Origin of the sequence: Profundibacter sp., from assembly GCF_965277155.1 — a bacterium.
Lineage (GTDB): Bacteria > Pseudomonadota > Alphaproteobacteria > Rhodobacterales > Rhodobacteraceae > Profundibacter.
The window spans coordinates 182501-207933 of record NZ_CBDIBV010000013.1; the positions used below are offsets into that span (position 1 = coordinate 182501).

19 protein-coding genes, 2 tRNA genes and 1 pseudogene (1 of these 22 cut by a window edge) are annotated in these 25433 nt (G+C 58.0%); 10 read left to right on the forward strand and 12 right to left on the reverse strand.

Annotated elements, in window-relative coordinates; all coding sequences use genetic code 11:
- Positions 1–403, reverse strand: a protein-coding gene (locus ACQY4M_RS16105) for an IS3 family transposase (protein ID WP_428539245.1) whose coding sequence is annotated in 2 segments (ribosomal slippage) — positions 1–151 and positions 151–403 — 1134 coding nt in all (it extends 730 nt beyond the left edge of the window). Because the reading frame shifts where the segments join, the coding sequence is not laid out codon by codon here.
- 108 nt (positions 404–511) lie between these two features.
- On the opposite strand from ACQY4M_RS16105, the gene ACQY4M_RS16110 reads away from it, so the two are divergent.
- Together ACQY4M_RS16110 and ACQY4M_RS16115 are read left to right on the forward strand one after the other, a co-directional pair.
- Positions 512–588 (forward strand) — tRNA-Ile (locus ACQY4M_RS16110).
- 200 nt (positions 589–788) lie between these two features.
- Positions 789–864 (forward strand) — tRNA-Ala (locus ACQY4M_RS16115).
- A 542-nt stretch (positions 865–1406) separates the two neighbouring features.
- Here the strand turns inward: ACQY4M_RS16115 and ACQY4M_RS16120 are convergent.
- The 11 genes and pseudogenes from ACQY4M_RS16120 to ACQY4M_RS16170 all read right to left on the reverse strand — a co-directional run bounded on the left by ACQY4M_RS16120 (position 1407) and on the right by ACQY4M_RS16170 (position 12361).
- Complete coding sequence (locus ACQY4M_RS16120; protein ID WP_428539582.1) at positions 1407–2633, reverse strand: IS256 family transposase; 1227 nt, start codon at positions 2631–2633, stop codon at positions 1407–1409.
- Positions 2634–2727: 94 nt separating this feature from the next.
- Positions 2728–3359 (reverse strand): annotated as a pseudogene (locus tag ACQY4M_RS16125) (triose-phosphate isomerase).
- An 11-nt stretch (positions 3360–3370) separates the two neighbouring features.
- The gene (locus ACQY4M_RS16130; protein ID WP_428546164.1) at positions 3371–4303 is read right to left on the reverse strand and encodes a sugar phosphate isomerase/epimerase family protein; all 933 of its coding nucleotides are present in this window, start codon (positions 4301–4303) and stop codon (positions 3371–3373) included.
- A gap of 126 nt (positions 4304–4429) precedes the next feature.
- Positions 4430–5512 (reverse strand): FGGY-family carbohydrate kinase, encoded by a 1083-nt coding sequence (locus tag ACQY4M_RS16135; RefSeq protein WP_428546167.1) that lies wholly within the window; start codon positions 5510–5512, stop codon positions 4430–4432.
- Entirely contained in the window at positions 5505–6548 is a 1044-nt protein-coding gene (locus ACQY4M_RS16140; RefSeq protein WP_428546170.1) for a class II aldolase/adducin family protein, read from the reverse strand. Before ACQY4M_RS16140 ends, ACQY4M_RS16135 begins: the two co-directional genes overlap by 8 nt.
- A 79-nt stretch (positions 6549–6627) precedes the next feature.
- Positions 6628–7317: an MBL fold metallo-hydrolase gene (locus ACQY4M_RS16145; RefSeq protein ID WP_428546173.1), complete on the reverse strand. Its 690-nt coding sequence runs from the start codon at positions 7315–7317 to the stop codon at positions 6628–6630.
- A gap of 146 nt (positions 7318–7463) precedes the next feature.
- Complete coding sequence (locus ACQY4M_RS16150) at positions 7464–8480, reverse strand: IS110 family transposase (protein ID WP_428542502.1); 1017 nt, start codon at positions 8478–8480, stop codon at positions 7464–7466.
- A 172-nt stretch (positions 8481–8652) separates the two neighbouring features.
- Entirely contained in the window at positions 8653–9057 is a 405-nt protein-coding gene (locus tag ACQY4M_RS16155) for a hypothetical protein (protein ID WP_428546176.1), read from the reverse strand.
- The gene (locus ACQY4M_RS16160) at positions 9054–11051 is read right to left on the reverse strand and encodes an FAD-dependent oxidoreductase (RefSeq protein WP_428546179.1); all 1998 of its coding nucleotides are present in this window, start codon (positions 11049–11051) and stop codon (positions 9054–9056) included. Before ACQY4M_RS16160 ends, ACQY4M_RS16155 begins: the two co-directional genes overlap by 4 nt.
- 62 nt (positions 11052–11113) lie before the next feature.
- Complete coding sequence (locus tag ACQY4M_RS16165) at positions 11114–11668, reverse strand: ActR/PrrA/RegA family redox response regulator transcription factor (protein WP_428546182.1); 555 nt, start codon at positions 11666–11668, stop codon at positions 11114–11116.
- A 60-nt stretch (positions 11669–11728) separates the two neighbouring features.
- A complete protein-coding gene (locus ACQY4M_RS16170) occupies positions 11729–12361 on the reverse strand; it encodes an SCO family protein (RefSeq protein WP_428546185.1) in 633 nt (210 codons plus the stop codon).
- 99 nt (positions 12362–12460) lie between these two features.
- On the opposite strand from ACQY4M_RS16170, the gene regB reads away from it, so the two are divergent.
- The 8 genes from regB to addA all read left to right on the forward strand — a co-directional run bounded on the left by regB (position 12461) and on the right by addA (position 25396).
- Positions 12461–13861 carry a sensor histidine kinase RegB gene (regB, locus tag ACQY4M_RS16175; RefSeq protein WP_428546188.1) on the forward strand — a complete coding sequence of 467 codons (1401 nt, stop codon included), beginning with the start codon at positions 12461–12463 and terminating at the stop codon, positions 13859–13861.
- A 216-nt stretch (positions 13862–14077) separates the two neighbouring features.
- Positions 14078–15304 (forward strand): IS256 family transposase, encoded by a 1227-nt coding sequence (locus tag ACQY4M_RS16180; protein WP_428539582.1) that lies wholly within the window; start codon positions 14078–14080, stop codon positions 15302–15304.
- A 353-nt stretch (positions 15305–15657) separates the two neighbouring features.
- Entirely contained in the window at positions 15658–16935 is a 1278-nt protein-coding gene (locus tag ACQY4M_RS16185) for a PAS-domain containing protein (protein ID WP_428546191.1), read from the forward strand.
- A 40-nt stretch (positions 16936–16975) separates the two neighbouring features.
- Complete coding sequence (gene tsaE / locus ACQY4M_RS16190; RefSeq protein WP_428546194.1) at positions 16976–17449, forward strand: tRNA (adenosine(37)-N6)-threonylcarbamoyltransferase complex ATPase subunit type 1 TsaE; 474 nt, start codon at positions 16976–16978, stop codon at positions 17447–17449.
- Positions 17442–18440: an aminoglycoside phosphotransferase family protein gene (locus ACQY4M_RS16195; RefSeq protein ID WP_428546197.1), complete on the forward strand. Its 999-nt coding sequence runs from the start codon at positions 17442–17444 to the stop codon at positions 18438–18440. The genes tsaE and ACQY4M_RS16195 overlap by 8 nt, the downstream gene beginning before the upstream one ends.
- Positions 18416–19105, forward strand: a complete 690-nt coding sequence (locus ACQY4M_RS16200) for a nucleotidyltransferase family protein (RefSeq protein ID WP_428546200.1) — start codon at positions 18416–18418, stop codon at positions 19103–19105. Before ACQY4M_RS16195 ends, ACQY4M_RS16200 begins: the two co-directional genes overlap by 25 nt.
- Positions 19098–22043 (forward strand): double-strand break repair protein AddB, encoded by a 2946-nt coding sequence (addB, locus tag ACQY4M_RS16205; protein ID WP_428546203.1) that lies wholly within the window; start codon positions 19098–19100, stop codon positions 22041–22043. Before ACQY4M_RS16200 ends, addB begins: the two co-directional genes overlap by 8 nt.
- Positions 22040–25396: a double-strand break repair helicase AddA gene (addA, locus tag ACQY4M_RS16210; protein WP_428546206.1), complete on the forward strand. Its 3357-nt coding sequence runs from the start codon at positions 22040–22042 to the stop codon at positions 25394–25396. Before addB ends, addA begins: the two co-directional genes overlap by 4 nt.
- The last annotated feature ends 37 nt before the right edge of the window (positions 25397–25433 follow it).

The window sequence follows — 25433 nt, forward strand, 5'->3', positions numbered from 1 at the left end:
TCAGCACTTTCGCCTTTTGGCTGGTAATACAGGTTCGAGCGCGCCAGAGAAAGTAGCCCGCATTGTCGTCGCACACTCAGATCATGCTCACGGCTCACCATTTTTTGCCTCGCTTCCCGAGCAACTGTTGCGAGGCGTTGGCTAAAAAATCCCGTTCCACGACCAGCTGACCAATCTTGGAGTGCAGCTTCTCAATCTGGGCTTCATCAACCCGATCAGGATCACGGCCCCGTCTGGAAAATGCCGTGGCCATGTTTTCAATCGCTGCTCGTTTCCATGTGCCAATCTGGGTTGGATGCACACCATACTTCTTCGACAGCTCCGCCATCGTCATTTCCTCGCGGATTGCTTCAAGCGCAACGCGGGCTTTGAATTCGGGAGAATGGTTCTTTCGTTTCGTCATTTTGAATCGTCTTTCTCATAAGTCGATCCACCTTAACAACTGGTCCGAATTTCCGCGACCACCTCTCCCTGCCAGCGCGACGTCGATTTTGCGTATGCAAAATCAACTGGGTCGGTAGCTCAGGTGGTTAGAGCGCACGCCTGATAAGCGTGAGGTCGGAGGTTCAAGTCCTCCTCGACCCACCATCGTCCTCTTTGCGCAAGCAAAGATGACGGAGGCACGCACAATATTTGCAGAGCGGCAGTTGTTTTTGCGCAAGCAAAAGCAATGAGAGCGTGAACGCCAATATGGACGCCAAGCCTTACTAAGTGCCTTTCGGTAACTTTCCTTCGGAAAGTGACCTTGCGGCGCAACCCGCCAGTTTTTGCTTTGCAAAAACTCGCTCGGGGCGTTAGCTCAGCTGGGAGAGCACCTGCTTTGCAAGCAGGGGGTCATCGGTTCGATCCCGATACGCTCCACCATCGTTCTATTCACTTGCGAATTGAACGTCCGCGACAGCGATTGGCGCAGCCAATTGCGTGCGGTTCTGCCTGCAAAAGCAATGAGAGCGCACACCAAGCCTTTTCGATTAGATCGCTAAGCACTGTCAGTGTTTAGCCGTCCAATCGGACGAACTCCGCAAATTCCCTTCGGGAATGCGCGGGAATTGACATCGTATAGAGAGATACAAACATCAGTTTTTATGCTGATTACCCGAGTAAGGGTAATCTTGGGCCTTGAGCCTAAAGCATGAAAAACTACAAGTATGTTGTATGGGTTTTGGTCTTCCCGACTAAAATCCACAGGTTCAATCCTGAAATACAACCTACAATCCAAGTCAAGTACACTAACCCGGTTCAGTTCTAGCGAATTGAACCAACATGTTCCAAATCCGCACGGGTTTGGAGCGGGAAAAATAGTATGCTTTGATCTCAGAAGAAGGCCCTATCGCTGGGGCGGTTGTGTCTCGAAAGTGGTGGAAATTGATTTCAGGCACCTCCGAGCGGGTTGAGTTATGCGCCGGTCAGGCGGCTTGGTCAAGGGTTGCGTCGGCGACGGGCTGAGCGAGCGTTTCCCAGCCATCGACCTTTCGCATGACGATCTGCCCCGAGGCCATCAGAGCCCAAAGCAGCATCGGCACGGTCTCGGCGCATGGCAGCACGGTCTGGGTCTTGATGCGGCGGCGGAATTCCTCGTTCAGGCGTTCGATCGCATTTGTCGTTCTGGCCGATTTCCACTGGCCTTGTGGCAGACGCGTGAAGGTGAAAAGCTTATCTCCTGCTTCTTCCAAGCTGTCAGCGACGGCCTTGCATTTCAGCCGCCATTTTCGCAGAAATGCCTTGCGGCGGGTGGCGATTTCCTCGGGTGTTTTGGCGTAGATCATGTCGCGGTAATCTTCTGTCAACTCATCATGCATACGCTTGGGTGCCTTGGCCAGAAGGTTGCGGTGCTTGTGCACCGTGCACCTCTGGATCGGCAGATCTTCACCCCAGAGGGCAATGAGAGCGACCTCAAGTCCCGGTGCCCCGTCCACGATGACAAATTCGGGCCGTTTCAACCCGCGCGCATCCAGATCGTTGATGAACTGACGCCAGGCGGAGGTGCTTTCGCCGCCCATGTTCATCAGTGATAACAAGACCTTCTGCCCATCCCGGCGCACGCCAATCGCGGCCAGAACCGAGATATTGGTGGCCTTCCTGTCAATCCGCGTTTTGATCACGGTGCCGTCCAGGATCAGCCGCACGATGTCTTCATCCGCAAGGCTGCGGGCGCACCACGCCTGCCAGTCCACCTTCACCTTGCGCCAGGCGCGGCTCACCACATCCTTGCTGACCGCCCCCTGAAACAGGCCGAACAGGGCGCGTTTTACCCGCCGTGTGTTGGTGCCCGAAAGGTAGACAGCAGCGATCAGCGCCTCGGCCTTCTTCGTCAGCCGCTGGTAGCGGGGCAATGCCTTCGAGCGCCATTCTCTGGCCTTGCCGGCCTCGCCTGTGATCCGCGCACGCGGCACGCGCACCGTTTCGGTTCCAAATGTTCCGACCAGTTGCCGCTCGCGATGCCCGTGGCGGTATCCGGCCTTTGCCCCGCCGCTGCGGCCATACCGGCAACGGCCCAGAAACTGCTCCAGCTCCTCTTCGAAAACCGCCTCGATCGTCGCGCGGATGTTCTGGCGCAGCCGGTCTTCAATCGGGTCATAGCCTGCTTCATTGGCCAGTAGCGCGGATGTCGATGTTGCTGTATTCTTTGTCATGGCGTGATCTCCTTGGCGGTTCCAGCCGCCGGTTGGGTGGCTTCGATGCACCCGGAGATTACGCCGTCCTCGAATTTCCACCAAACTCGCGACACTACCCGCTGCCGCCGTACAGGCACAGTGTGCGCTGGCCCAGAATGTCGCTGGCCTGTTCAATGATTTTGGCGTGGCGCGCGTCGGCGTAATTCGAACTGGCAGGGGTGCCGCCCGCGCCAATTGCCCAGACGGGCTCATAGGCCAGCAATACGGTTGCGGATTTCTGATTGCCGGTCAGCCGGCCCAATGCGCCAGCACTGCGTCTGCTTGCCCCGCGTCGCGTTGCTCGCGGGTTTCGCCGATGCAGATCAGCGGGATCAACCTGTGCCGCACCGCAGATTCAACCTTTAGCCCCACCGTTTCATCGGTTTCGCCAAAATGCGCACGGCGTTCCGAATGACCCAGTTCAACCAGATCCAGCCCGCAATCGGTCAGCATCGGTGCCGAGATTTCGCCGGTCCACGCGCCTGCGTCCTCCCAATGCATATTCTGCGCACCCACCTTGACCGAGGTTCCTGCCAGCACCTCCTTGACCTGCCGTGTGGCGGTAAACGGAGGCACGACAAAGCGCTGGATGCGGGCGTCCGCGCCACTATCGGCTGCCGCCAGCGCATTGGCAAATTCCAGCGCCTCGGGCAGGGTCTTGTTCATCTTCCAACTGGTGCCAATCCAGAAATCCGCAGTGCCCATTGTGTTACTCCCTATATGTTCAGATCGGCCGCGCCGGTGTCGATATGCGGCGCCCAGAAGGCCACGGATTCCGCGATATGCGACACCACCTGACGGTCATTCGGCTCGCGTTCCTTGAACGACAGTTCCAGACAGATTTCGTTATCGGTTCCCCCACCCTGCCGGATCGCGGCCAGCAGGGGTTCAGGCTGAATTTTACCCACCTCGTTAAACTCGGCGATGAAGGGGCGGTGGCCGCCCTTGTCCATCAAGGATTGCTTGATATGGATGATCGGCGAATATTTCGGAACCGCACGGGCCCATGCGTAGGGGTCGTAATCATCGGGGTTCGGGCTGGCGACATCGCCGTGGTCAATATCGGCCATCATCCACATCGGGATCGCCATTTTGCGGGCCGTAATCCGTTCCTGCAGGGCCAACGCCCCGTCGATGGTTTCGCCAAATTCGCGACCCACCGACATCGGTTCCCAGAACAGGAATTGCAACCCCGCCGCCTTGGCGTGTTCGGCCACTTCGGCCCAACAATCCAGCGCGATGTCGATCAGTTCCTCGCGGCGCTGCAGATCGTCAAAATCCTTTAGGGTAAAGATGGCAAACTGCGTCCCCACGGTGCGTGCGCCCAAATCCCCCACAATATCGGCAAAAGTTTTGAACCAGTCGACATAATAGCGCCGCACATCGCGGTCCGGATGGCCAAAATGGTTCAGCCGCCCATAAGGCCCCGTCATCCCCGAGGTAATCCGCACACCTGTCCGCGTGCAGGCCGCCTGCATCTGCCGCGTCATCCGGCGGATCAATTGCGCGGGCCAACTTGGATTGATAAACTCGTGCGTCAACTGCACATCCCGCAGCTTTATATCGTGCGCGATGGTGTCGATCAGATCGTCAGGTTCGGCAAAGCGGTTCACAAGCGGGTTTGTGTTTAGCGACAGGGTAAAGGGCATATTCCGGCCTCCTGTTCTTCAAATACGATTGCGGGCAAAGGTGATCTCATCTTCCCACCCCGTAACGTGCCAGCCGCGCCGCGCCATATGCGGCCTGATTATGGGCGGGAGGTTGCATATCGGTGTTCAGATAACGATTGCGGATGCGGCTCCAGACAGGGTTGTTCGCCCCGCCGCCAACCGTGCGCGGTCATCCGGTACGGGTATCATGACGGGGGGGCGATCAGGATCGGCAACAGGAAAGCGTTCGCCGGGTTTGGTCAGAGGGTAATAATCCAGTCCGCTGTCCTGAGTCGGATCAATGCAGTTTGATAGCTCTACAAGTTCCTCATTGGTGAAATACGCTGCCAGAACCTTGCCACCGGTATTTGACGCGCCACCAGCCAGCCATTTACCCAGTATGTGGTGACTGTAAACACCGCTGGCCGGATCAAACACCGGCACATCCGACAGGATTTTCAGCGTCAGCGTGGTTCCTAGCGCGGTAACGCCGTCGCCCACCTGCTCGGCCCCCGTTGCCAGAAACGATGCGCAGCCATCCGTAGTTCCTGCCACGATCTGCACGGCTTCGGGCAGGTCAAATTCTGCGGCAATTGCAGGCTGCAGGCGGCCCACCGGCGTGCCTGGCTGGTGCACAACGGGCAATAGCGCCATATCCAGACCGGTGTTTGCCATCCAGTCGGGCCAGCGTCCGGCCACCGGATCATATCCGGTTTTCAGCGCGTTGTTGTCATCGCTGGAATAGATGCCGCACAGGTTTCCCGCCAGCCAATCGGCCTGATGCACCACCTTATACGGGGCATAATCACGTTGGAATATCAGCGCTTTGGCCAATCCGCTACTGGCCCCGTGCGCAGCACTTTCCTGCGGGGCGTGGCGGGCAATGATGTCCAGCAGTGCAGCATCCTCGCAAGCATCATTATACATACGCCCCTGCGCCAGCGGGGTGCCGGATGCATCTATCGGCAACATGGTGCCCGAGGTGCCGTCAATGCAAATGGCCACCACATTTTCGCGATCAATCTGTGCCAGAACGCCCATAAGGGCCGCATCTGTAACCTGTTTCCAGACGGCGGGGTCGCGGTGGTTGCTGCCAAAACCGGCCATCACAAATGCGGCCTCGCCCGCGACAATGCCATCCCCGTCCATCGCGATTGCGCGCGCGCCCGATGTGCCCAGATCGATCCCGATATAAAGCGGCTCAGCCATTCAGCGTGCTCCGGTACTTTTCGGCGTCCCAGTTCAACAATTCGAAATTCTGCGCGTCCGACAGGTAATTCAGTTCGGCATTGGCAGGCACCCGCAACAAGACATCCACCAGACAGCGCATAAGGGCATGATTGGCCTTGGTGGCATCACGGCGCACCACAACGCCTTTGCCCGGCACGATCAGAAATGCAGGGGCGGGGGCGCCAGCATTTTTCAGTTTGGCCGCTGCCTTATCAGGGGTTTCACCGTCTTGCAGGGCGGTCGCACCGATGCCGCAGAAGATTACATGGTCGGGATAGAGGCTCCCTCCGGTGACCTGTTTCAGTCGCGTATTGTCCAATGCCAATTGGTGCAGCAGCGCGTAATCCGGCAGGGTGTAGTCGCTGCCCATAGTCAGTGCTGCAAGCGCGGTAAGGTCGGGCGCCACAGTTGCCGCCGGATCAACCCGCAACCGTTCATGTACATCCATCATAAGGGCATGGGTTTGCGTAACAGTATCACCCGCCACAATGACCCCGTGGTTTTGCAACACCACCACGTTGACCGGCCCTTTGGCTACGGCCAAAACCAGGCGCGCCAGATTGGCGCCCGGTTTAACATAATCGACAATACCCCAGTTCAACCCGTCAAGCGGCACCTGCATCAGCGCCTTGCAATCCTTGCGAACCGCATGGGCCAGCGTGTGCACAGAATGGACGTGCATCACCACCTTTTGCCCGAACACCGCATGCAGGCTGGTTTCAATCGAGGGACGCAGGCCCCCCTGCACCAGCGCAAATTCCGCAGGCTTGTCGGCGCGGTCCTCGCCGCTAACAACCGCGCGGCGCATATCGGGCAGGTCGACCGCAACAAAGATATCCTTGTCCTGCGCATCGGCCAGCAGAGTGCCCGATGCCTTGATCCACATCACATCGCCATCCTTGATCGAGGTATTCCCCCCGGCTGCCTGAATCAGCATCGGATCCGCTCCAATTTTGGCCGAAGCACGGCACAGGGCGCCGTATTCGGGTTCTGGCGGGGACGATGGATCGGGCATATCGGATGCTCCACATCAAATATCAGGTCGTAAAGCGAAAAGGGAATGCGCCTGTAATCGGTGCACTCCCGTTTTTGTATTAGTCTTCGTGCGAGTCTTCGGACGCCCGCGCTGTGCCCGGCGGCATATCACCAAAGTAGAAGTTATACCCCGGAATAAACTTGCGCCGGTCGCGTTTTTTCATGCCGTCAAAGGGATAGACTTCGTGATCGCCACATTCGATGTCGTGGCAAGGCAGAACATAATCCGCGCGCTTGTCGATTTCCTCGACCGATTTCCAGCCCTCGTAGGAATTGACAAAACGGGCCGGAACCCAATAGCGCCATTTTTCGTCCTCGTTAGGCTCCAGATTGCGGGCCTCAAAGATCGCATCGCCGCAAATCACGATGTCGCCGCCAGTGGTGGCAACTGTCACGCACATATACCCGACGGAATGGCCGGGGGTCGGGAACATGGTGATGCCCGGCAGAACCTCTGTTTCTTTGTCGATCATCTCAAAGGCACACCCGTTATAGGCCGGCTCGATTCCCAGAACGGGGCTTTCATAGGTGCGGTAGTATAGCGGCAGCGGGTTGTAGGCCATTTCGATTTCGGCCTTGGGTGCAATGTAACGTGCGTTTTTGAATTCCTTCATGTTCTGCACATGGTCCCATGTATGGATGGCCCCTGCTGGGCAAGTACAAAATTGGTACTGCAACTGGCGTTTCGCGGCCATGTATTCGGCGTCTGTTTGCAGATGTATTTCTGCGCGCCTTGATGAAGTCCGCATGTATCAGGTCCAATCAGTGGAACGCGATCGTATCGCTTGGGGCCACACGGGGTGTCCTGATACGTTTATTGCCTTTTGCCATCACCTCACTTTGCGCCTTGCCGTCTCGGAAGCCGGGCGGGCCCGGCTATTGTGTTTTGGTCAATTTATGCGGGCCGGTAGCTTTGGCCGGATTTCAACAACGCCCAGATCGTTCGGGCCATTTTGTTCGCAATGGCAATCGCCACCACCTTCACCGGCTTTCTCTTCAGCAATTGCCAGATCCAATCATCGCCTTCCCCACGCCGGCGTCGTGTGCGGATACGCGCCAGAGCGCCAAGATAAAGTAACCGTCGAATATACCGGTCACCCATTTTCGATATGCCACCCATCCGTTCCCGACCGCCGCTTGAATTCTGTTTGGGGGTAAGGCCGATCCATGCCGCATAGTCGCGTGCTGAGCGGAACTGCGACACATCCGGCGTTGTCGCGGTAATCGCGCTGGAAGTCAGCACCCCGACACCGGGGATCGTGGTCAGGCGACGTGCAGTTGGGTCTTGCCGTTGGGAAATCTCAATTTGGCGGGTGATTTCGGCAACCCGATCACGGGTCTCATGGAACTGCCGGGAAAGGAGATCGAATGCAACGCCAGCTTGTTCTGGAAGCTCTGCGGCTGCCTCAAGCAGACGGTCGACATTTTGTACGCCAACAGGCGCAACAATTCCGAATTCAGCCAGATGCGAGCGGATGGCATTGACGATCTGCGTGACCTGCCGGACCAGAATATCGCGGGTGCGGTGTTGCATCAAGATGGCTTGGTGTTCTTCGGTCTTGGCTGGCACAAAGCGCATGGTCGGCCGGGTTACAGCCTCGCATATTGCTTCCGCATCTGCGGCATCCGTCTTTTGACGCTTGATGTAGGGCTTGACATAAGAAGGTGGCATCAGACGCACATTATGGCCCAGACGTGTCAGCTCACGCGCCCAGAAGTGGGCTCCGGCGCAGGCCTCAATGCCAATCAGACAGGAATTCAGCAGCCTAAAGAATGAAAGAACCTGGCTGCGGCGCAACTGGCGTCGGACAATCACTTGCCCTTGTATATCAATGCCGTGCACCTGAAAAACATTCTTGGCAATGTCGAGGCCGACGGTGACGATAGCCTCTGCTTGTAGTTTCTTGTTCATGATCCTCTCCTTGTGAAGCACTTCTACGGCCCTCACTTTGCCATAGTGAGTTGACGGAAGCAGGGGCCATCCACGCCATCAGTGGGGCCGCGTAAGCCTGATGAACGGCGCTGTCATTTTTGCAAAATGACGGGCAATCTGACAGCAAAATTCACCTCACTCTGCCCAGTTCCTAACCCCAACCGCAAGTATTCCCCGCCGAGCGTTTCGGCGCTGGCCATGTGGGTGGCCCCGCGATCCAGCCGACGAACGCGCCTTTGTCAAAGATCAGCGACAATCCCGTGCCCGACCAGCTTCTCAACTCGCAACCGGCGCCATCATCCACCCCGTCAATTATCCTTGGGCCAACCAGCCGGTCAATCGCCTTTTCCACGCCTTCCTGCGTACGGCCAAAGCTGATTTCCAACCCGCCGCTGTCGGCAATCTTCAGCCCGCCGGAGTAGGGGATGATCCGTTGCGGCAATGGGGCCGAAGCCGGTTGCGGTGAAACGCATCCTGACAGGGCAAATACAGTCAGCGCCAAGCCCCGTATCACCGCGGGCTGCGTTTGGCCATAATTCAGTTTGTATTTTCTCATAAATACACCGCCAAACGGTATGCCTCCAACAATGCCGCATGGATAGATCGCGATGTTACCGCGTCACCCAATCGGTGCAATGTATAACCCTGCGGTCTGGTCTGTGGCTGTGGTGCCCAGCTTGCCATCGCCTCCACATCGGTGATCCCTTTGTTGGTAGCAGCATCAGCCAGTTCATCAAACACTTCGGCAAGTGGAGCCGTGCCCGTTTCCAATACAACCTGATCAGCAATAATCTCTTGCGTCTGCCCCGTCAGATCGTGGGTTAAGGTTGCCACCAAACGATTACCATCTTTGCGTAACGTGCTGAGCTTCAGATAGGCCAGAGTATTAACACCCTGCTCCGCCAGTCGTTTGTGAAAAACAATCCGGTCGGGATAGCCCATTTCGGTGGCACTGTGGGCATCAATGGTCGCCAGTGTCACCTTGTGACCCTTCTCTGACAGCATATCAGCCGTTGCGACCGCCTCATAACGGCCGGTATGGTCGCATATCAGAACGTCCTGCTCGGCACGCACATCACCGGACAATATATCCCAACTGGATACGAGCAGTTCAGCCCCCGGCAGGGTTTGCTCGGCGGGCATACCGCCTGTCGCTACAAACACATGATCGGGGCTTTCCGCCAAAACATCCGCAGCCTCAGCATAGACATTGCAACGCACATCGATGCCCAGCTTGTCCAGTTCCGCCTCCCGCCAGTCAACAATCTGGATCAAATCCTTGCGCCAGTTGGTTTTCGCGGCCAGTTGAATCTGACCGCCCAGCTTGGGCGCGGCTTCAAATAAAACAACGTTGTGCCCGCGTTCGGCCGCCACCCGTGCGGCCTCCATTCCGGCGGGGCCACCACCAACAACAACCACCTTTTTATCCGGCGTTTCACTGGCGGGCACCTGCATTGGCAACAGCGTTTCGCGGCCAGAGGCCGGATTGTGAATGCAGTGGATTTTCTTGTAAATACAGTGTGATGCACCGATGCAGGGGCGGATGCGATCCTCTTCGCCGCGCATGATCTTGTTGACGATTTGCGGGTCCGCAATATGGGCACGTGTCATGGCGACCATATCCAGCACACCCTCGCGGATGGCATGGCGTGCGTTGGCAACGTCCGTCACCCGTGCAGCGTGGAATATCGGCACACCAATTTCGCGCCGAAAGGCTCCGACGGTCTCAAGGTAGGGAGCAAGCGGGCGGTTCATCCCCGGCATATTTTCCTCAACCAGCGTGATTTCGGTGTCCATGCGACCAACCATGCAATTGAAAAAATCAACCGCACCTTCGCGTTTGAGGATTTCAGCGATCTGCATGACCTCGTCAAAGCGCAGACCACCCGGGCCTTCGTCCAGCGTCAGGCGCATACCGACAACAAAATCATCACCCACTTGGCGGCGGATTTCCTCGTGCACCAGCAGGGCGAACCGCGTGCGGTTTTCAACGCTGCCGCCAAACCCGTCGCTGCGAAGATTGGTCATCGGTGAAAAGAATTGCCCGATCAGATGACCGCCGGCCAGTGTTTCTAACCCGTCCAAGCCGCCGTCCTTGCAGCGCCGTGCAGCCTGACCAAAAGCTTTGATAACACGGTCAATATCGTATTGATCCATTGCACGCGGGAAATTACGATGCAAATCTTCGCGCACAGCGGACGGCGCAATGGTCGGCAACCATTCTGCCGCCTGCGCATCACCACGCCGCCCCATATGGGTGATCTGGCACATCAAGGCCGTGCCATGCTGATGAATGCGTTTCGAAAATTCTTGGAAGTGGGGGATGATCGCATCGATCCCGACATTCAGCTGGTTGAATACCGATGGTGAATCCGGCGCGATATTGGAGCTACCGCCAAACATCGTCAGCGCCAGCCCGCCTTTGGCTTTTTCCTCGTGGTAGCGCTGATAGCGCAGGGCAGGCATGTTATCATCGTCCATGGCTGAAGCATGCGAGGTGCTCATGACGCGGTTTTTCAACGTCAGCCCGCGAATGGTCAGCGGCTGCAACAACGGGTCTTTGGTTATGGTTTTACACTCTGTCATATCTCACACAAAACTATGCGATTTGTTCAACGCGGGCTGCGTTTGGCCAGAATGCGTTGCAGGGTGCGGCGGTGCATGTTCAAACGGCGCGCGGTTTCGGACACGTTGCGGTCGCACAGCTCGTAAACCCGCTGGATATGTTCCCATCGCACGCGGTCCGCCGACATCGGGTTTTCCGGGGGCGGGGGCAGTTCATCGGGCTTGGCCAAAAGGGCCGCCGTAACATCATTTGCATCAGCCGGTTTGGACAGGTAATCCACCGCGCCGATTTTCACCGCGGCCACCGCCGTTGCAATCGCGCCATACCCGGTCAGAACCACAACCCGGCAATCGGGGCGCTTTTCGCGCAGCACTTCGACCACATCCAGCCCGTTGCCATCCTCGAGCCGCAGATCGACCACCGCATAGGCAGGTGGACGCGCGGTGGCAATCGCCTTGCCTGCCGCAACCGAACTGGCCATTTCCGGCGCAAAGCCACGCTTTTCCATTGCACGGGACAGTCGTTTCAGAAACGGCTCGTCGTCATCGACAAGAAGCAGCGTTTTATCTTCGCCAATCTCGCTCAGATCACCTTCGGCCATGTGTTTCCCCTTTGGATACGTTTCCCTAAGGTCCCACCCTATGCCCAATGGCAAGAATGGTCAATTTGCGTTATCGGCAGCGTCAATAAAACAGCCAACACGTTCGGCCATCTGCTCGGGCGACACATCACGCTTGAAAAACTCGACAAACCCGTATTTCGGCAGCACCAGATAGGTGAAGGTCGAATGATCCATCAGGTAATATGCCGGATCGCCATCTTCCTGCTTTTTATAGTAGGTGCGATAGGCCTGTGATGCCGCCTTGACCTGCTCCGGTGTGCCGGTCAGGCCAATCATACGCGGGTGCATGATATCGGTAAATTCGGCCATCGCTTGCGGTGTATCGCGTTCAGGGTCAATCGAGATGAAAATCGGCGTTACTATTTTCCCCTGCTCTTCCAGCAGGGTCACGGCGTCGGCGTTGCGAGTGTTGTCCAGCGGACAGACATCAGGACAGAACGTATAGCCAAAATACAGCAGCGACGGGCCGGTGATCACATCCTTGTCCGTCACGGTTTTACCGGTCTCGTCAACCAGTTCAAACGGCCCGCCAATCACGCTGGCTCCGCCAGCCACACCGTTCACACGGCACTGGGCGAATATGTCGCCAGAATTCTTGGTAGCGGTCATATACCACAACCCGCCCAACAAAGCGGCGACCACCGCAATCGCTATGGCTGAAAACATACGCATTGTTTCATGTCTCCTGATCTGGAATACCTGTGCATTGATCGCCCTATCCAACCTGACTAACAATAGCACAGGTTGCCGCATAGCAAATTCAGGAAAAACATGTCAGATTCTTCTGCCAATCCCTATATCCGCCAAAGCCGAAGTGACTGGATTCGCCTACGCACGTTCATTGTGCTGCGCTGGATTGCGATTTTTGGGCAAATTGCGGCGATCACCGTCGCGGTGCGCTATTATAACCTGCAACTGAACCTTGGGCTGTGCTTTTTGGTGATCGGCGCCTCAACCGTGGCCAATCTGGTGGCAATGGCGGTTTATCCCGAAAATAAACATCTGACCGAAACCCAGCTGTTGCTGATGTTTCTGTTCGACATCACGCAACTGGCGCTGTTGCTGTTCCTGACCGGGGGGCTGCACAATCCGTTTTCCCTGCTTGTCCTTGTGCCAGTAGCAATTTCTGCATCGATCCTACAGGCGCGCCCGACGATTATTCTGGGCCTTGTCACCATCGCCTTTACCACCCTGATCGGGTTCTACCATGTCACATTACGCACAGGTGACGGCACTGTGCTGGTTATGCCCGATGTATTCATCTTCGGATTTTGGGCCGCCATCATCATCGGCACTGTATTTCTGGGCCTCTACGAACGCCGCGTCACAACCGAGATTGACTCGATGTCCGACGCCCTGCTGGCCACGCAAATGGCCCTGTCGCGTGAACAGAAACTGACCGATCTGGGCGGAGTCGTTGCCGCTGCTGCACACGAGTTGGGCACGCCGCTGGCCACGATCAAACTGGTCAGCACCGAATTGATCGACGATCTGGCCGACATGCCCCAGCAAAAAGAAGATGTTGAACTGATCCGCGATCAAACCGACCGTTGCCGCGATATCCTGCGGTCTATGGGCCAGATCGGCAAAGACGATCTGCACTTGCGTTACGCCCCCCTGTCCGCCGTGGTGGAAGAGGCCGCAGCCCCGCATATGAACCGCGGCAAACCCGTCACCATTACCGTTCTTCCGGACGAAGGCACAGCACCAGGCGGTCAACCCGAAGTGCGCCGCCAACCCGAAATCATCCACGGGCTGCGCAACCTGATCCAGAACGCGGTGGATTTTGCCAGTACCCATGTCTGGATTGATGTCCAGTGGAGCGACAGCCGCATAGCCGTTAAAATCATCGACGATGGCAGCGGTTTTCCCCCGCACCTGATCCGACGCATTGGCGACCCTTTCGTCCACACCCGTCGCCCCTCGGAAAACCAGCATAAGCGTCCTGGATACGAGGGAATGGGGCTGGGCCTGTTTATCGCCAAAACCCTGCTGGAGCGATCCGGCGCGGACCTTAGTTTTGCCAACGGTTGTGATCCATTCCTCAGCAAAAGTGAACGTCCCGAACGCTGTGGTGCGATCGTGCAGGTGGTCTGGCCCCGCCCCGTCATCAGCCGCAGCAAATCGCAGGCCAAACGCGATGTCGGGGAAAACCAGCCTATGCAGGTCTGATTTCCAGTTAACCTTAACGGGCCGTTAACTATTTTACGATCTATCTGTCCGCAGGTCATTCAACCACAGCGGGCAAGGTAAATGCACGGTATAGAACCAACCACCTTATTGGTGATTGGTAGTGTCGCGAGTTTGGTGGAAATTCGAGGACGGCGTAATCTCCGGGTGCATCGAAGCCACCCAACCGGCGGCTGGAACCGCCAAGGAGATCACGCCATGACAAAGAATACAGCAACATCGACATCCGCGCTACTGGCCAATGAAGCAGGCTATGACCCGATTGAAGACCGGCTGCGCCAGAACATCCGCGCGACGATCGAGGCGGTTTTCGAAGAGGAGCTGGAGCAGTTTCTGGGCCGTTGCCGGTATGGCCGCAGCGGCGGGGCAAAGGCCGGATACCGCCACGGGCATCGCGAGCGGCAACTGGTCGGAACATTTGGAACCGAAACGGTGCGCGTGCCGCGTGCGCGGATCACAGGCGAGGCCGGCAAGGCCAGAGAATGGCGCTCGAAGGCATTGCCCCGCTACCAGCGGCTGACGAAGAAGGCCGAGGCGCTGATCGCTGCTGTCTACCTTTCGGGCACCAACACACGGCGGGTAAAACGCGCCCTGTTCGGCCTGTTTCAGGGGGCGGTCAGCAAGGATGTGGTGAGCCGCGCCTGGCGCAAGGTGAAGGTGGACTGGCAGGCGTGGTGCGCCCGCAGCCTTGCGGATGAAGACATCGTGCGGCTGATCCTGGACGGCACCGTGATCAAAACGCGGATTGACAGGAAGGCCACCAATATCTCGGTTCTGGCCGCGATTGGCGTGCGCCGGGATGGGCAGAAGGTCTTGTTATCACTGATGAACATGGGCGGCGAAAGCACCTCCGCCTGGCGTCAGTTCATCAACGATCTGGATGCGCGCGGGTTGAAACGGCCCGAATTTGTCATCGTGGACGGGGCACCGGGACTTGAGGTCGCTCTCATTGCCCTCTGGGGTGAAGATCTGCCGATCCAGAGGTGCACGGTGCACAAGCACCGCAACCTTCTGGCCAAGGCACCCAAGCGTATGCATGATGAGTTGACAGAAGATTACCGCGACATGATCTACGCCAAAACACCCGAGGAAATCGCCACCCGCCGCAAGGCATTTCTGCGAAAATGGCGGCTGAAATGCAAGGCCGTCGCTGACAGCTTGGAAGAAGCAGGAGATAAGCTTTTCACCTTCACGCGTCTGCCACAAGGCCAGTGGAAATCGGCCAGAACGACAAATGCGATCGAACGCCTGAACGAGGAATTCCGCCGCCGCATCAAGACCCAGACCGTGCTGCCATGCGCCGAGACCGTGCCGATGCTGCTTTGGGCTCTGATGGCCTCGGGGCAGATCGTCATGCGAAAGGTCGATGGCTGGGAAACGCTCGCTCAGCCCGTCGCCGACGCAACCCTTGACCAAGCCGCCTGACCGGCGCATAACTCAACCCGCTCGGAGGTGCCTGAAATCAATTTCCACCACTTTCGAGACACAACCTGGTGATTATCATAACATCACTGATCGCAGCGGGGTTTGCATACTGGTTTTTATTGCGGGGTATGGCGACACAGCAAAAGAGTAGCCACGCTATCATGCCGGTGGATGATACCGAAACCACCTATCTGTTTGACGACACCACATTGATTGACGCTTCGCCCAGCGCACGAAAACAATTGCCTCGTCAAACCGCTGACGAAACAGATTGGCAACGATTTATCACTGCCTTCTCTCCACGGTTTTCAACACTTGCAAATGACCTAAGGACGCTCGCTGAATCCGGATCAATGACCATCCTGCCCGATGATCCGGATGACCCAACCCGCATCAACGCCGAATGGCAGGATGGTTTTGCCCGCCTTAGCATCTTCGAAACCGGTCCCTCCCCTGAAAAACCGCTGATTGATCCGGTCAACCTGTCCGCACTGGAATCCGAACTGGAAACCCTGCGCAATACCGCCAGATTTGCCCCTTATCTGGTCTGGAGGGAAACCCGTGATGGTCAAATCAACTGGGCCAACACCGCCTATCTGGATCTGGCCACCACCCTGCACCCCGAAAATGCCAACAGTTGGCCGCCCAAACGCCTGTTCACCCTTTTGGCCGAGGCCAGCTCATCCCCGCAGCCGGAAATGAAACGGGTCTCTATCAAAGGCCGCAAACCGGACGAGGTGCTGTGGTTTGATCTGCTCTGCAAAAAGACCAACGGAACAACCCTGTGTTTTGCCACCCCTGCAGATGCAATCGTGCAGGCAGAAACCTCGCTAAAGGGGTTTGTGCAAACCCTGACCAAAACCTTTGCGCATCTGTCCATCGGGCTGGCCGTGTTTGACAAAAACCGCCAGTTGGCCCTGTTCAATCCGGCCCTGACCGACCTGACCCGCCTGCCAATTGATTTCCTCAGCATCCGCCCGACGCTTTTTGCATTCCTTGACCGGCTGCGCGAAAACCAGATGATGCCGGAGCCCAAGGATTACAAAAGCTGGCGCCACCAGATGCTGGCGCTGGAAGAAGCCGCCGCCGATGGCACTTACGAGGAAACATGGACATTGCCCGGCGGCCAGACCTACCGCGTCAACGGGCGACCGCATCCGGACGGGGCTGTGGCCCTGCTGTTTGAAGACATCAGCGCCGAAATATCCCTGACCCGCAATTTCCGCGAGGAACTGGAGGTCGGACAGGCCGTTCTGGACGCGCTGGATGACGCCGTAGTGGTGTTTTCCCAGACCGGTATGATCACCATATCCAACGCCGCCTATGCCAGCCTGTGGGGGGTCGACCCCGGCACATCCTTTGCCGAGATGAGCATCACAGACGCCACCCGCAGCTGGCAGGATATTTGCGATCCGACCCCGCTGTGGGGCCACCTGCGCGATTTCGTCGGTGATCCGGATGATCGGCGCAACTGGTTCGGTGATGCCACGCTTGATGATGGCAGGCAGTTGGAATGCCAGATCAGCCCGCTGGCCGGTGGCGCAACGATGGTTAAATTCCACGTTAAGCCAGCCCCGAAAAAGCCCGCAAAAAAACGCAACACCCCACGAAAAACCTCTGCCAAGACATGAACGGGTTTTCGCCGCGCGCTTGGCAGGCTAAGGTCGCGCCATGTGCAGTCGTTCCGTTTCCCTTACCCTGTCCTCCAGCGACGAAACCGCCAATCTGGCCCGCCATATCGCACCGCGTCTGACGGCAGGTGATGTGCTGTTGCTGGACGGGCCGATCGGGGCCGGCAAAAGCTTTTTCGCCCGCACCCTGATCCTTGATCTGCTGCCTGTTCCCGAGGACATCCCGTCACCCACTTTCACGCTGGTGCAAACCTATGACACCCCCGATTTCGAGATCTGGCATTGCGACCTTTACCGCCTGTCCACCCCTTACGAGGTGCAGGAACTGGGAATCGAGGATGCGTTTCAAGACGCCGTTTGCCTGATTGAATGGCCCGACCGTCTGGGCGATCTGACCCCGCCAGATGCACTCACCCTAACCCTGTCCCTGACCGACACACCCGATGAACGCCATGCCGTCCTGACCGCCACCGATCCCAAATGGCTCCCCCTGCTGGAGTCGCTGGATGCCTGACCGCCCCATTCTGATTACCCAATTTCTAGCCGATTCCGGCTGGGGCAATGCCACCCGCAGCCACCTTGCAGGTGATGCCTCGAACCGCAGCTATCAGCGTCTGCAAATGAATGGCAAAACCGCCGTTCTGATGGACGCCCCGCCCGACCACGGCGAAGACATCCGCCCGTTTGCCACCATCACCAACCACCTGCTGACCCTCGGCTTCACCGCCCCCCGCATCCTTGCGCTGGACCCGCAAAACGGTTTCCTGCTGATCGAAGACCTTGGCGATGCCCTGTTTGCCAAGCTGATCCAGACCAGCCCTGATATGGAACAGCCACTTTATTCCGCTGCCACAGATGTGCTAATCCGGCTGCACAAATCCCCGCCGCCCGATCACCTGCTGGATTATAACCCCGCCGTGATGGCCGACTATATCGCGCCACTTTTCGAATGGTATCACCCCGCTAACGCCACCCCGATCCAGCATGAATTGCAAACGGTGCTGACCAAATATTGCACCGCACCTCCAGTGATGAGTTTGCGCGATTACCACGCCGAAAACCTGCTGTGGCTGCCGGATCGGGACGGGATCAAACGGGTCGGCCTGCTCGACTATCAGGACGCGGTCAAAACCCATCCCGCCTATGATCTGGTGTCACTGCTAAAGGACGCCCGCCGCGATGTGCCCGCCACAATCGAAGCCGCAATGATCACCCGCTACATCACCGCCACGGGCATTGACCCCGAAACCTTTCGCGCTGCCTATGCCGCGCTGGGCGTGCAGCGCAACCTGCGTATCCTCGGTATCTTTGCCCGCCTCTGCGCCGTTGCGGGCAAGCCGCATTACATCGACCTGATCCCGCGCGTCTGGGCACAGTTGAACCAGATGCTGACCCACCCTGCATTAGCCACACTACAAACGCTGGTGCAAAACACCCTTCCAAAACCCACACCGGACCACTTACAAAGGTTAAAAAGCCAATGCGCCAAATCCCGAACGCCCTGATGCTGTTTGCGGCCGGTTTCGGAACCCGTATGGGCGCCCTGACCGCCAGCTGCCCGAAACCGTTGATCTCTGTCGCAGGCAAACCGCTGATCGACCACGCGCTGGACATTGCCACGGATGCGGGCATCGGCAATATCGTGGTAAACACCCACTACCTGCCCGACATGATGCAGACCCACCTTGCCGGACGCAATGTCACCCTGTCGCACGAGGACGAAATCCTGGAAACCGGCGGCGGATTGCGCCACGCCCTACCGTTGCTTGGTCCCGACCCCGTGTTCACTCTGAACACCGATGCCGTCTGGACCGGTCCCAACCCGTTGCAAACCCTTGCCGCCGTGTGGGATCCTGCCAAAATGGATGCGCTTTTGCTGCTGATCCCGCTGGCGCAGGCCAAAGGGCACAAAGGCAAAGGCGATTTTATCCCCGATGCAAACGGCACCCTGAGCCGTGGCACGGGCCTGATCTATTCCGGCGCGCAGATCATCAAAACCGATGCACTGCCCGCCATCCCGCAGACAAAATTTTCTCTGAACCTGCTGTGGGACGAGATGATCAATTCCCGCCGCCTGTTCGGCATCCCTTACAGCGGCAACTGGTGCGATGTCGGCACGCTCCAAGGCATAAAAATTGCCGAAACCATGATCGGAACCCGAGATGTTTGAGCCCACCGGCGCCCCCCGCGTTTTCGGCCTGCCTTCGGGTGTGGATTTCCCAAAGGCCCTGATCGACGGCGTGCTGGAGCGCTGCAAAACCCGCCCGCCCGAATTTCTGACCAGCGTGGAAATCTACGTCAACACCCGCCGTATGCAACGCCGCATCCGCGAGATTTTCGACGCAGGCCCCCCCCGTCTGTTGCCCAGCGTCAACCTGATCACCGACCTCGGAAAAATCGCGGCCTTGGGCCACCTACCCCCTGCGGTGCCCAAACTTCAACGGCGGCTAGAACTGGCGCAACTGGTCGCCAAACTGGTTGACCGGCAACCCGATCTTGCCCCGCGCGCTTCGGTCTATGATCTGGCCGACAGCCTTGCCAGCCTGATGGACGAAATGCAAAGCGAAGGTGTGCCGCCCGAGGTGATCGAGACCCTCGATATTTCGGATCAGTCCGGCCATTGGGAACGGGCCTTGCGGTTTGTCAAACTGACACAGGCCTATTTTGGTGAAACCGCCAATGAACACCCCGACAGCGAGGCCCGACAGCGGCTAGTGGTAGAGCGATTAACGGCAAAATGGGTCTCTAACCCACCGCATAACCCGATTATCATCGCCGGTTCAACCGGTTCGCGCGGGGCCACGCATATGCTGATGCAGGCGGTTGCCAAGCTGCCCCAAGGGGCGCTGGTTCTGCCCGGATACGACTTTGATCTGCCCGATCATGTGTGGGCCGCAATGGATGATGCGATGAGCGCGGCGGACCATCCGCAATTCCGGTTCCGCGCCTTGCAAAACTCGCTGGGGATCAGCAGCGAGGATATTAGCGAATGGGTAAAAACCGCCCCGCCCAGCGCTGCGCGCAACCGGCTGGTTTCCCTTGCCCTGCGCCCCGCCCCCGTCACCGATCAATGGATGGCCGAGGGGCCAAAGCTGACCGATCTACAGGCGGCCAGTGAAAACATGACATTGGTGCAGGCCCCTTCAGCCCGTATCGAGGCCCTGACAATTGCGCTAAAACTGCGACAGGCCGCCGAAATCGGCCAGACCGCCGCCCTGATCACACCCGACCGTATCCTGACCAGACAGGTCACCGCCGCACTGGATCAATGGGGGATTGAGCCGGACGACAGCGCTGGCCTTCCCTTGCCCATGTCCGCACCGGGGCGGTTCCTGTTGCAGATTGCGGGGCTGTTCGGACAGGTTCTAACTTCGGAAACCCTGTTGGCGCTGTTGAAACACCCACTAACCCATTCCGGCGACGCGGGACGGGGTGATCACCTGCGCTGGGCCCGAGATCTGGAACTGCATATTCGCAAAAACGGCCCGCCCTTTCCGACCAAAGACAGCCTGAGCACATGGGCCAATGCGCAGGCCGATGACGGCAGGCGCGAATGGGCGGCGTGGCTGGGCGATCTGCTGGACAGGCTGGATACCGTTTCCACCCGTCCGCTGACCGACCATCTGGAGCAGCACCTTGCCCTTGCCCGCGCGCTGGCCGCCGGCCCTGCCGATGACGGCAGCGGCGAGTTGTGGGAAAAGCCCGCCGGCCAAAAGGCGCTGGAGCAGGTGAATGAACTGCAACACAGCGCCTGTCATGGCGGTGTGCTGGCCCCGTTCGATTACAACAACCTGTTTCGCAACCTGCTGAATCAGGCCGAGGTCCACGACCCGACCCGCCCGCACCCCAACATTATGATCTGGGGCACGCTCGAGGCTCGCGTTCAGGGGGCCGATCTGGTGATCCTTGGCGGATTGAATGACGGCATTTGGCCCAGCGCACCCAACCCCGACCCGTGGATGAACCGCGCCATGCGGCAAAAGGCGGGGCTGTTGTTGCCCGAACGCCAGATCGGCCTTTCGGCACATGATTTCCAGCAGGCAATTGCGGCGAAAGAAGTCTGGCTGACCCGCGCCGTACGCGATGCCGAAGCCCAGACGGTGCCGTCCCGTTGGCTGAACCGGCTGACCAATCTGTTGGGCGGGTTAAAGGGAACCGGCGGTGCCGATGCGTTAAAAGCCATGCACGCGCGGGGTAATGCCTGGCTGGATATGGTGGCCAAGATGGAGCACATATCAGTCTCTATTCCACCTGAAACCCGCCCGTCCCCCATCCCGCCGACAAACGCACAACCCAAATCCCTGTCGGTCACCGGCATCACCAAACTGATCCGCGACCCCTATGCGGTTTATGCAGGCAAGGTGTTGCGCCTTTACCCGCTTGACCCGATCCGCCAGCAACCCGATGCGCCGGTGGCAGGCACTGTGATTCATAAAATCCTTGAACGCTTTATTGATGAGCGGGCTGATGAAACCCGCGATCAGGCCAAGGCGCGATTGATGCAGATTGCCGACGACGTGCTTGCGGCTGATGCGCCGTGGCCCGCCGCGCGCCGTGTCTGGCGGGCGAAACTGGCGCGGGTTGCGGACTGGTTTTTGCAGGGGGAAGTGGATCGCGCCAAACTGGCCAAGGTTTTCAAACTGGAACAGACGGGTGCCGCAAAACTTGGCGCGCTGGATTTCACCCTGACCGCGCGGGCCGACCGGCTGGACCGCTCTGACAACGGGCTGACCTATATCTATGATTACAAAACCGGCAAGCCGCCGACCGAAAAGCAACAGATCGAGTTTGACAAACAGCTGTTGCTAACAGCTGCGATGGTGGAACGGGCCGGCTTTAAAGGGTTGGCTGACACCCGTGTTGGCGGGGCTGCTTTCATCGGGCTGGGGGCCAGTCCCGAGGTGGTGCCCGCCCCGCTGGAAAAAACCGACCTGAACACGATTTGGGCAGATTTAGAGACGCTTATCACTGCCTACACCGCTGGTAAAAAGGGTTATACATCCCGCCGCGCGATGGAGAAAACCAGCTATTCCTACGACTATGACCATCTGGCCCGTTACGGCGAATGGGACGAAAGCGATTTACCCAAGCAGGAGACGCTGACATGACCCGCCGCGATGAAGCCACCGAACGGCAGGTACAGGCCGCCGCGCCCACGTCCTCGACCTGGTTGTCGGCCAACGCGGGGTCAGGCAAAACGCGGGTGCTGACCGACCGCGTGGCGCGGTTGTTGTTGGAAGGGGTGTCGCCGCAGCATATCCTGTGTCTGACCTACACCAAAGCCGCTGCCAGCGAAATGCAGAATCGCCTGTTCAAGCGGCTGGGCGCATGGGCGATGCAGGACGGCGAAACTCTGGCAAAGGAATTGCGCGATCTGGGGGTCGAACGGCGGATTGATGCGGATGAGTTGAACAACGCCCGCACCCTGTTTGCCCGCGCAATCGAAACACCCGGCGGGTTGAAGATACAAACGATCCATTCGTTCTGTGCCTCGATCCTGCGGCGTTTTCCGCTAGAGGCGGGCGTGTCGCCGCAATTCACCGAAATGGACGACCGCGCAGCGAAATTACTGCGGGCCGAGATTGTCGAGGAAATGGCAGACGGGCCGGATGTAGATGCAATCGACGCGCTGGCAGCACATTATTCGGATAGTGATTTCGAACGGTTGACCGGTGAGGTGACAAAACGCGCGGCGCAATTTGCGGTGAAGAAAGACAAGGCCGAGATTTGGCAAATGTTCGGGCTAAAGCCGGATATTTCCGAACAGGACATTCTGGCAGATGTCGTTCAGGGCAGCGAGGCGGATTTGTTCGCTGTCCTAATGCCTGCATTGCTGTCCGGTTCTGCCAATGATGTCAAAGCGCACACTAAACTGACCGCGCTGGACCCCGCCAATATAGGCATTGCCGATCTTGAGATTCTGGAATCGGCTTTCCTGACCGGCAGCGGGGCCAAAGAACCATTCAGCGCCAAAATCGGGAGTTTCCCGACCAAAGCCACTCAAAAAGTTTTAGGCACACATCTGGAGGATCTGAACAGCCTGATAGCACGGGTGGAAACAGCGCGCGAGGCCAGGATCAGTCTCTATTCCGCTGAAAAAACCCTTGCATTGCATCAATTCTCCGCTGAATTCCTGCCCCGTTACGAGCAGCAAAAACAGTTGCGCGGCTGGCTGGATTTTGACGATCTGATCAACCTGACGGCCAAACTGTTGCATGACCCGCAGGTCGCGTCATGGGTGCTGTACCGGCTGGATGGCGGCATTGATCATATCCTTGTGGACGAAGCCCAAGACACCAGCCCGCAACAATGGGACGTTATCGAACGGCTGGCGCAGGAATTTACCTCGGGCGAAGGCGCAATGCCCGACAGGGTGCGCACGATTTTCGTGGTCGGGGATCGCAAACAGTCGATCTATTCCTTTCAGGGGGCCGACCCCGAGGAATTCGAACGAATGAAGCTGGAGTTTCAGGCCAGACTAGAGGCCGCAAATTTACCGTTCCAGTCGCTGCAACTGGAATATTCCTTTCGCTCGGCCGAGCCGATCATGCGGCTAGTGGATTGCACCCTTCAGGATCGCGCCGATCAGGGGCTGGGCGACAGCATCAAGCACCTTGCCTTTAAAACCGGCATGCCCGGACGGGTGGACCTGTGGCCGATCATCCCGAAAACCGAGGCGCCGGAGCAAAAGGATTGGCATGATCCGACCGACAAGATTGCCAAGAACCACGAAACCATTTTACTGGCCGACAGGATTGCCGACAGGATTGCCGAAATGTGCAACGGTTCGGTGATTCCGCAAGAGGTGAAGAATACCGGCACCTATAAAATGTGCCCCGTGACCGAGGGTGATTTCCTGATATTGGTGCAACGCCGCTCTGCCCTGTTTCACGAAATCATCCGCGCCTGCAAATCCCGCGATCTTGCGATTGCCGGCGCGGACCGGTTAAAGATCGGCGGCGAACTGGCGGTCAAGGATCTGACGGCGTTACTGGCCTTTCTGGCCACGCCCGAGGATGATCTGTCACTGGCCGCCGCCCTGCGCTCGCCTCTGTTCGGATGGAGTGAACAGGACCTGTTCGATTTGGCGCATAAGCGGCCCGCAAAAACCTTTCTCTGGTCGGCTTTGCGCAATGTTAGAGACACATATCCCGATACTTTGCCTATGCTGGACGCCCTTCGCAAGGACGCCGATTTCCTGCGGCCCTATGAATTGCTGGAACGTATCCTGACCCGCTTTCATGGCCGCAAAAACCTGTTGGCGCGTCTGGGGGACGAGGCCGAGGATGGCATTGATGCCCTGCTAAATCAGGCGATGAATTACGAGCGGATGGATGTGCCGAGCCTGACGGGGTTCATCACTTGGCTGCAGGCCGAAGAGGTCGAGATCAAGCGCCAGATGGACGGCGAAAGCGACCGGATCAGGGTGATGACGGTGCATGGCGCCAAGGGGCTGGAAGCGCCGATTGTGATTTTGCCCGATACGGTGGGCCGTGGCAGTGCTCCAAGGGATGAACTGTATCTAACCGACAGCGATGATGTGATGTGGAAGGTTAAAGCGGATGCCAGCCCCAAGGTGATGAGCGTCGCACGCGAGCGGTTGAAGCTGTCGCAGGAGCAGGAACGCTTGCGGCTGCTTTATGTTGCGATGACGCGGGCGGAAAAATGGCTGATCGTTTGTGGCGCGGGGGATCCGGGGAAGGATGGCAAAAGCTGGCATGCGATGATCGAGGCTGGGATGAAAACCGCCGGAGCGGTGCCATATGGCGACTGGCTGCGATTGGAATATGGCGATTGGGGCGGAGAGGTTAAGGCCAATAAGCCGGATAACAAACCTGACGTCACCTTGCCGGACTGGGCCAAAACGGATGCCGAAATCCCTGACCGGCCTGCGCAAACGCTGTCGCCATCACAACTGGGTGGCGCCAAGGTGCTGGCGGGGGATGGTGACGGATTAAGCGAGGATGCGGCCAAACAACGGGGCAGCGATATTCACCTGTTGCTGGAACACCTGCCCACCCATCCGCAAGCCGAATGGCCAAGCGTTGCGGCAATGCTGTTGCCCGAAGCCGCACCCGATATTCTGGCCGAAGTCACTGCCATTCTGGCCAACCCAGATCTGGCCTTTCTGTTTGACGACAGCACGCTGGCCGAGGTTCCGATTACCGCCAACCTGCCTGATCTTGGCAACAAGCGTATACATGGTGAAATTGACCGGCTAATTATTTCACCGAAAAAAATTCTGGCAGTCGATTTTAAATCCAACGCTATTGTGCCGGGTAACCCGGCCGGAATTCCGGACGGATTGTTGCGGCAAATGGGGGCTTATCAGGCGGCATTAGAGATGGTTTACCCTGACCGCAAGGTCGAAACCGCCATCCTGTGGACCCGCACGGGATCCCTTATGTATCTGGAACAAAACGCCGTTACTGCGGCATTGCGCACCACCGCGATACCTTGACGGCAAAGGGGTGGCTGCATAGGTTCAGCCCAACGTA

Coding starts and splice junctions, on each gene's coding strand:
- ACQY4M_RS16155 (WP_428546176.1), bottom strand. CDS start 9,057: ATGAGAAAATACAAACTGAATTATGGCCAAACGCAGCCCGCGGTGATA.
- ACQY4M_RS16185 (WP_428546191.1), top strand. CDS start 15,658: ATGACCATCCTGCCCGATGATCCGGATGACCCAACCCGCATCAACGCC.
- regB (WP_428546188.1), top strand. CDS start 12,461: ATGTCAGATTCTTCTGCCAATCCCTATATCCGCCAAAGCCGAAGTGAC.
- addB (WP_428546203.1), top strand. CDS start 19,098: ATGTTTGAGCCCACCGGCGCCCCCCGCGTTTTCGGCCTGCCTTCGGGT.
- ACQY4M_RS16165 (WP_428546182.1), bottom strand. CDS start 11,668: ATGGCCGAAGGTGATCTGAGCGAGATTGGCGAAGATAAAACGCTGCTT.
- ACQY4M_RS16135 (WP_428546167.1), bottom strand. CDS start 5,512: ATGGCTGAGCCGCTTTATATCGGGATCGATCTGGGCACATCGGGCGCG.
- ACQY4M_RS16130 (WP_428546164.1), bottom strand. CDS start 4,303: ATGCCCTTTACCCTGTCGCTAAACACAAACCCGCTTGTGAACCGCTTT.
- ACQY4M_RS16140 (WP_428546170.1), bottom strand. CDS start 6,548: ATGCCCGATCCATCGTCCCCGCCAGAACCCGAATACGGCGCCCTGTGC.
- ACQY4M_RS16180 (WP_428539582.1), top strand. CDS start 14,078: ATGACAAAGAATACAGCAACATCGACATCCGCGCTACTGGCCAATGAA.
- ACQY4M_RS16170 (WP_428546185.1), bottom strand. CDS start 12,361: ATGCGTATGTTTTCAGCCATAGCGATTGCGGTGGTCGCCGCTTTGTTG.
- ACQY4M_RS16145 (WP_428546173.1), bottom strand. CDS start 7,317: ATGCGGACTTCATCAAGGCGCGCAGAAATACATCTGCAAACAGACGCC.
- ACQY4M_RS16195 (WP_428546197.1), top strand. CDS start 17,442: ATGCCTGACCGCCCCATTCTGATTACCCAATTTCTAGCCGATTCCGGC.
- tsaE (WP_428546194.1), top strand. CDS start 16,976: ATGTGCAGTCGTTCCGTTTCCCTTACCCTGTCCTCCAGCGACGAAACC.
- ACQY4M_RS16150 (WP_428542502.1), bottom strand. CDS start 8,480: ATGAACAAGAAACTACAAGCAGAGGCTATCGTCACCGTCGGCCTCGAC.
- ACQY4M_RS16200 (WP_428546200.1), top strand. CDS start 18,416: ATGCGCCAAATCCCGAACGCCCTGATGCTGTTTGCGGCCGGTTTCGGA.
- ACQY4M_RS16120 (WP_428539582.1), bottom strand. CDS start 2,633: ATGACAAAGAATACAGCAACATCGACATCCGCGCTACTGGCCAATGAA.
- addA (WP_428546206.1), top strand. CDS start 22,040: ATGACCCGCCGCGATGAAGCCACCGAACGGCAGGTACAGGCCGCCGCG.